6 protein-coding genes are annotated in these 6,467 nt (G+C 74.8%); all 6 read left to right on the top strand.

The features are described 5' to 3' along the window. Window positions 1-40: 40 nt before the first annotated feature. Window positions 41-1,348 carry an adenosylmethionine--8-amino-7-oxononanoate transaminase gene (locus tag V7793_RS31015; RefSeq protein ID WP_336012842.1) on the top strand — a complete coding sequence of 436 codons (1,308 nt, stop codon included), beginning with the start codon at window positions 41-43 and terminating at the stop codon, window positions 1,346-1,348. A 288-nt stretch (window positions 1,349-1,636) separates the two neighbouring features. Then, a complete protein-coding gene (bioD, locus tag V7793_RS31010; RefSeq protein ID WP_336012840.1) occupies window positions 1,637-2,353 on the top strand; it encodes a dethiobiotin synthase in 717 nt (238 codons plus the stop codon). 141 nt (window positions 2,354-2,494) lie between these two features. Continuing rightward, the gene (locus tag V7793_RS31005; RefSeq protein ID WP_336012837.1) at window positions 2,495-3,205 is read left to right on the top strand and encodes a class I SAM-dependent methyltransferase; all 711 of its coding nucleotides are present in this window, start codon (window positions 2,495-2,497) and stop codon (window positions 3,203-3,205) included. 241 nt (window positions 3,206-3,446) lie between these two features. Then, window positions 3,447-4,793, top strand: coding sequence for a hemolysin family protein (locus tag V7793_RS31000; RefSeq protein ID WP_336012835.1), 1,347 nt, complete (start codon window positions 3,447-3,449; stop codon window positions 4,791-4,793). Then, on the top strand, window positions 4,790-5,806 hold the full coding sequence (locus V7793_RS30995) for a hemolysin family protein (RefSeq protein WP_336012831.1): 1,017 nt from the start codon (window positions 4,790-4,792) through the stop codon (window positions 5,804-5,806). Before V7793_RS31000 ends, V7793_RS30995 begins: the two co-directional genes overlap by 4 nt. Window positions 5,807-5,891: 85 nt before the next feature. Further along, window positions 5,892-6,467, top strand: a 576-nt coding sequence (locus tag V7793_RS30990; protein ID WP_336012829.1) for an SGNH/GDSL hydrolase family protein, incomplete at its 3' end; no start/stop codon positions are given.

The raw sequence follows: 6,467 nt of genomic DNA, 5'->3' as shown, positions 1-6,467 counted from the left end.
GCCGTGCGGCGCCGCGGTGCGGGGACGGACCTGCCCCCCAATGCCTGAGCCGCTCACCCCCGGCGAGCTCCTCGCCCTCGACCGGCAGCACGTGTGGCACCCCTACGGGCCGATGCCCGGCCGTCAGGAGCCGCTGCTCGTGCAGTCCGCGTCGGGTGTGCGGCTGCGGCTCGCCGAACCGGTCGACGGCGTGCACGAGTTGATCGACGGGATGTCGTCGTGGTGGTCCGCCGTCCACGGCTACAACCACCCCGTCCTGAACGAGGCCGCGCGCGAGCAGCTCGGACGGATGAGTCACGTGATGTTCGGCGGGCTCACCCATGAGCCCGCCGTGCGGCTGGCCGCCCGGCTGGTGGAGATCACCCCCGAGGGGCTGGAGCACGTCTTCCTCTCCGACTCCGGCTCGGTGGCCGTCGAGGTCGCCGTCAAGATGTGCCTGCAGTACTGGCGCTCGGCGGGCCGTCCCGAGAAGCGGCGGCTGATGACGTGGCGCGGCGGCTACCACGGGGACACGTGGCAGCCGATGGCCGTGTGCGACCCCGACGGCGGGATGCACGAGCTGTGGTCCGGGGCGCTCCCGAAGCACGTCTTCGCGGACGTGCCCCCGGCCGTGGACAGCGGCGCCGAGGCCGTCCGGGCCTACACGGCGCACCTGCGCGGGACGATCGCCGCCCACGCCCACGAACTCGCGGCGATCATCGTCGAACCGGTGGTGCAGGGCGCGGGCGGGATGCGCTTCCACGACCCCGTGTTCCTGCGGGTCCTGCGGGAGGCGTGCGACGAGCACGACGTGCTCCTCGTCCTCGACGAGATCGCCACCGGGTTCGGCCGCACCGGCCGGCTCTTCGCCGCGGAGCACGCGGGCATCACGCCCGATGTGATGTGCCTCGGCAAGGCGCTCACCGGCGGGTACCTCAGCATGGCGGCGACGCTGTGCACGTCGCGGGTCGCGGACGGCATCTCGCGCGGCGAGGTGCCGGTGCTCGCGCACGGGCCGACGTTCATGGGCAACCCGCTCGCCGCGGCCGTGGCGAACGCGTCGATCGACCTGCTGCTGGAACAGGACTGGCAGACCGAGGTCAAGCGCATCGAGACCGGGCTGCGCGACGGGCTCGCCGAGGCGGCCTCGCTGCCGGGCGTCCGGGACGTCCGGGTCCTCGGCGCGATCGGCGTCGTCCAGCTCGACCACGAGGCCGACGTCGCGGCGGCGACGCGCGCGGCGGTCCGCGAGGGCGTGTGGCTGCGCCCGTTCCGGGACCTGCTGTACGTGATGCCGCCGTACGTGACGAGCGACGAGGACCTGGCCCGGGTGTGCACGGCGGTGCGGGCGGCGGCCCGGGTCGCGTGACGCCGACCGCGCGGTGCGGCGCCGCCTGACGGCGGGTCGTTTCACGGGGCCCGGGTCGCCTGACGTCGGGGCCCTGCCCCACGGGGTGGTTCCGGCACCGCCGGGCTGCGCCGCGAGGGTTGATCGCCGCCGCGGCGGAAGGAAGCGCGGCAGGCGCCGCCGGCCCGGACACGCCGGCAGGGCCGCATTCCTCTTCCGCCGCCGCGGCGCGCAGCCACCCCGCGCGGAGACCGGCGGTGCCCTGCCCGGGCAAGTTGTCAGTGACCATGAAACGGAGAACCGAACACCATGACCGTATTGGTCGTCACCGGCACCGGGACCGAGATCGGGAAGACCGTGGTCACCGCGGCCGTCGCGGCGGCGGCGCGGGCCGCGGGCCGTTCCGTCGCCGTGCTCAAGCCCGCACAGACCGGTGTCGCCCCCGGCGAGCCCGGTGACGTCGCCGAGGTGCGGCGGCTCGCGGGCAGCGGGGTGACCGGGGAGGAGCTCGCGCGGTTCCCGGAGCCGCTCGCGCCGGGTACGGCGGCGGCCCGGGCCGGAATGGCCCCGGTGCGCCCGCCGCAGATCGCGGAGGCGGCCTCCCGGCTGGCGGAGAGCCACGACCTGGTCCTCGTCGAGGGCGCCGGCGGTCTCCTCGTCCGCCTGGACGGGGAGGGCGCGACCCTCGCGGACGCGGCCCGGCTGCTGGACGCCCCGGTCCTGGTGGTCACGCAGCCCGGCCTCGGCACGCTGAACATCACCGAGCTCACCGCGGAGGCCCTGCGCGCGCGGGACCTGCGCTGCGCGGGCATGGTGATCGGCAGCTGGCCGTCCGCCCCGGACCTGGCGATGCGCTGCAACCTCGCCGACCTGCCGGAGGCGGCCGGAGCCCCGTTGCTGGGCGCCGTCCCGGAGGGCGCGAGCGCCCTCGCGCCGGAGGCGTTCCGCACGGCGGCCCCCGGCTGGCTGGCGCCGGAGCTGTCCGGCACCTGGGACGCGGCCGGCTTCGCGGCGGCTCACCGCTGACCCCGCCCTCCCCGGCCGCCCCACGCACCCCTCCCACCCCAACTGCCGCGGCCGCAGCGGACATTGCGGCGCGCCGACGGTGCGGGCCGGTCCGGCCGGGGAACAATCGCGGTAGCCGTCGTCCCCGGAAAGGGGTGTGCCATGCCGCCGCTTCGGAGCACCAGGTTGCCGCACGACGCCGTGCACCATCCTGTCTTCGCGCGCTTCTACGCCAAGGTGAGCCCGATCATCGACGAGCGGGCGGGGATCGGGGAGCACCGGCGCGAGCTGCTGGCCGGCCTGTCGGGACGCGTGATCGAGATCGGCGCGGGCAACGGCCTGAACTTCCCCTACTACCCGCCGACGGTCTCGGAGGTCGTGGCGATCGAGCCCGAGCGCGGGCTGCGCAGGATCGCCCTGGAGGCGGCGGTCCGGGCGGGCGTCCCGGTGGACGTGGTGCCGGGCGCGGCCGAGGCGCTGCCGGTGAAGAGCGAGGCGTTCGACGCGGCGGTGACCTCGCTGGTGCTGTGCTCCGTACGGGATGTGCGGCGCGCGCTGGCGGAGCTGCGGCGGGTCCTCCGGCCGGGCGGTGAGCTGCGGTTCTTCGAGCACGGGCGGGCGCAGGGCGTGGCGCTCGCGGTCACCCAGCGGGCGCTGGACCGCACGGTCTGGCCGGTGCTGTTCGGCGGGTGCCACACGGCGCGGGATCCGCTGGCGGCGATCGAGGCGGCGGGGTTCGAACTGGGGGCGTTCAGCCGGCTGCGGGTGCCGCAGAGCCGGGTGCCGACCCCGGCCTCCCCGTGCGTGCTGGGGGTGGCCAGACGACCGGCGGCTCCGCCGGAGGCGGCGGGCGCGGTCGACGGGCACGCGTGAGCCGCCCCCTGGGACGTTCGCACCGATGATCGAGGAACTCCGGTAGGGCGTACACTCCCCCGACCACCCCGGAGCTCCGTCCGGATCATTGCTTTGCCCATCCTTTACCATGGATGGGCAAAGGCCCCGTTCAACGTGAAAGGTGTGAGCGTCCGCCCATGGGCGAGCCTCCCAGTAGTACCCGCAGTCGACATCGCGCGGTCCCCGCCCCTTCGTCCGACCATGGGACGGAGGTGAACCGATGACCGAGGTAGTCCTGCTGGTGGTCGCCCTGCTGCTGACGCTGGCCTGTGCCGTCTTCGTCGCGGCGGAGTTCTCGCTGACCACGGTCGAGCGCGCCGACCTCGAGCGCGCCGCCGAGAAGGGCGAGCGCGGCGCGGCGGGCGCCGTCAAGGCCGTGCGCAGTCTCACCTTCCAGCTCTCCGGCGCCCAGCTCGGCATCACCGTGACCGGCCTGATCATCGGCATGGTCTCCAAGCCGTCCATCGCGGCGCTGCTCACGGGCCCGATGGAGGCCGTGGGCCTCGGCTCCGCCGCCCCCTCGACCGCCCTGGTGCTGGCCACGGTGCTGTCCACCGTCGTGCTGATGGTGGTCGGCGAGCTGGTCCCGAAGAACTGGGCGATCTCGCGCCCGCTGCCGGTGGCGAAGCGGGTCGCCGGCCCGCAGCGCGCCTTCTCCGCCGCGTTCCGCCCGCTGATCCGGCACCTGAACAACACCGCCAACCGCACCCTGCACCGGATGGGCCTGGAGCCCGCCGAGGAACTGGCCTCCGCGCGCGGCCCGCAGGAGCTCGCCGCGCTCGCCCGGCACTCCGCCAAGGAGGGCGCCCTGGAGGCGGACACCGCCGAGCTGTTCGTGCGGACCCTGAACCTCGCCGGGCTGACGGCGGAGAACGTGATGACGCCCCGCGTCCAGGTCACCGCCCTCGACGCCCAGGCCAACGCCGAGGACGTCGCGAACGCGACCCGCGCGACCGGTCTGTCCCGCTTCCCCGTCTACCGCGGAAGCCTGGACACCGTCATCGGCATCGCGCACATCAAGGACGTGCTGGCCATACCCGCCGACCGCCGCCACCGCCACCCCGTCACCTCGATCCTGCGCGAGCCGCTGCTCGTGCCGGAGTCGCTGACCGTGGACCGGCTCCTGGACCGGCTGTCGGGCAAGCGCACCATGGCCGTCGTCATCGACGAGTACGGCGGCACCGCCGGCGTCGTCACCCTGGAGGACATCGTGGAGGAGGTCGTCGGCGAGGTCCGCGACGAGCACGACCCCCACGAGGTGCCCGACATCGCCCCTGCCGGCACGGACGGCGGCGGCCGGCCGCTGTACGACGCGGACGGCGCGGCGCGCACCGACCAGCTGGAGATCATCGGGCTGCGGGCGCCGGACGGCCCCTACGAGACGCTGGCCGGCCTGGTGGCCACCGAGCTCGGCCGCATCCCCCTGCGGGGCGACACCGTGGAGGTCGCGGGCTGGCGGGTCGACGTCGTCGACGCGGCCGGCCACCGTGCGGCCCGCGTGCGCCTGACCGGTCCGCCCGCGGACGCCGGCAGCGGCGCCGAGGTGCCCGGGGAGGCCGGCCGATGACCTTCGTGCAGCTGCTCATCGGCCTGGCGACGCTCGTCGTCAACGCCTTCTTCGTGGGCGCGGAGTTCGCCCTCATCTCGGTGCGCCGCAGCCAGATCGAGCCGTACGCCGACCGGGGCGACCGGCGCGCCCGCAGCGTCCTGTGGGGCCTGCGGCACATCTCGGCGCTGATGGCCGCGGCCCAGCTCGGCATCACGCTGTGCACGCTGGTCCTGGGTGTGGTCGCCGAGCCCGCGATCGCACACCTGCTGGAGCCGGTCTTCAACGCTCTCGGCGTGCCGCACGGCCTGATCCACCCCGTGTCGTTCGTCATCGCGCTGGCCGTGGCGACGTACCTGCACATGCTGTTCGGCGAGATGGTGCCCAAGAACATCGCGCTCGCCGAGCCGGTGCGCAGCGCCCTGCTGCTCGGCCCGCCGCTGGTCACCCTGGCCCGGGCGCTGCGCCCGTTCGTCTTCGCCATCAACGCCTTCGCCAACGCCCTGCTGAAGCTGCTGCGGGTGGAGCCGAAGAACGAGGTCGCGGCGACGTACTCGGACGACCAGCTCGCGCGGATCGTCGCCGACTCCAGCGCGGCCGGGCTGCTCGACTCCCGGGCCACCGAACGGCTGCGGGACGCCCTGGTGCTGGGCAAGCGCCCGGTGATGGACGTGGTCACGCCCGTCGAGCGGGTGGTCTCCGCGCCGCTCGGCATCACCCCCGAGGGGCTGGAGCAGTTGTCGGCCGAGTCCGGCTTCTCCCGGTTCCCGGTGGTGGACGCCGCCGGCCGGATCCTGGGCTACCTGCACGTGAAGGACGCGCTGGACGCCCGGCCGCGGGACTTCCCGTTCCCGCTGCAGCGGATGCGCCGGATCGCGACGGTCCGCGCGACGACGCCGCTGGACGACGTCATCACGACGATGCGCGGCACCGGCACCCACCTCGCGGCGGTGATCGGCGAGGACGGCCGGCTGGCCGGACTGGTCACGCTGGAGGACCTCCTGCGCGAGCTGGTGGGCCGCCCGGCGCAGTGACGCGCCCCGGCCCTCCCCGCCCCCGTCCGGCATCGCCCGGGCGGGGGCGGGGCGGTTCACGCGGAGGAGTAGGATCACCCGCGCCATGCAGATGAATGTCACGTACACCAGCTTTGTCGCGGTCGGGGACTCCTTCACCGAGGGCATGTCCGACGGTCTGCCGGACGGCTCCTACCGCGGCTGGGCCGATCTGCTCGCCGCGCGCCTGGCCGCCCGCACCCCCGGCTTCCGCTACGCCAACCTCGCCGTGCGCGGCAAGCTCATCGGCCAGATCGCCGACGAGCAGTCCGCGCCGGCCGCCGCGCTGGGCGCGGACCTGGTCACCCTGGTCGGCGGCCTCAACGACGTGCTGCGGCCCAAGTGCGACGTGGACGTGGTGTGCGCACGGCTGGCGGAGGCCGCGGACCGGCTGGCGCCCACCTGCAAGCAGCTGGTGCTGATGCGCAGCCCGGGCCGGCGCGGCCCGGTCCTGGAGCGGTTCCGCCCCCGCATGGAGCAGCTGTTCTCCTTCATCGACGAGCTGGCCGAGCGGCACGGCGCGCTGGTCGTGGACCTCTTCGGCGCCGAGGTGCTGGGCGATGCGCGGCTGTGGGCCGACGACCGCCTGCACCTGAACGCCGAGGGCCACCGGCGGGTGGCCGAGGCCGTGTGGCAGGCGCTC

The organism is Streptomyces sp. KLMMK (genome assembly GCF_036961605.1).
Lineage (GTDB): Bacteria > Actinomycetota > Actinomycetes > Streptomycetales > Streptomycetaceae > Streptomyces > Streptomyces telluris.
This window is presented reverse-complemented; position numbering and strand designations above follow the sequence as displayed.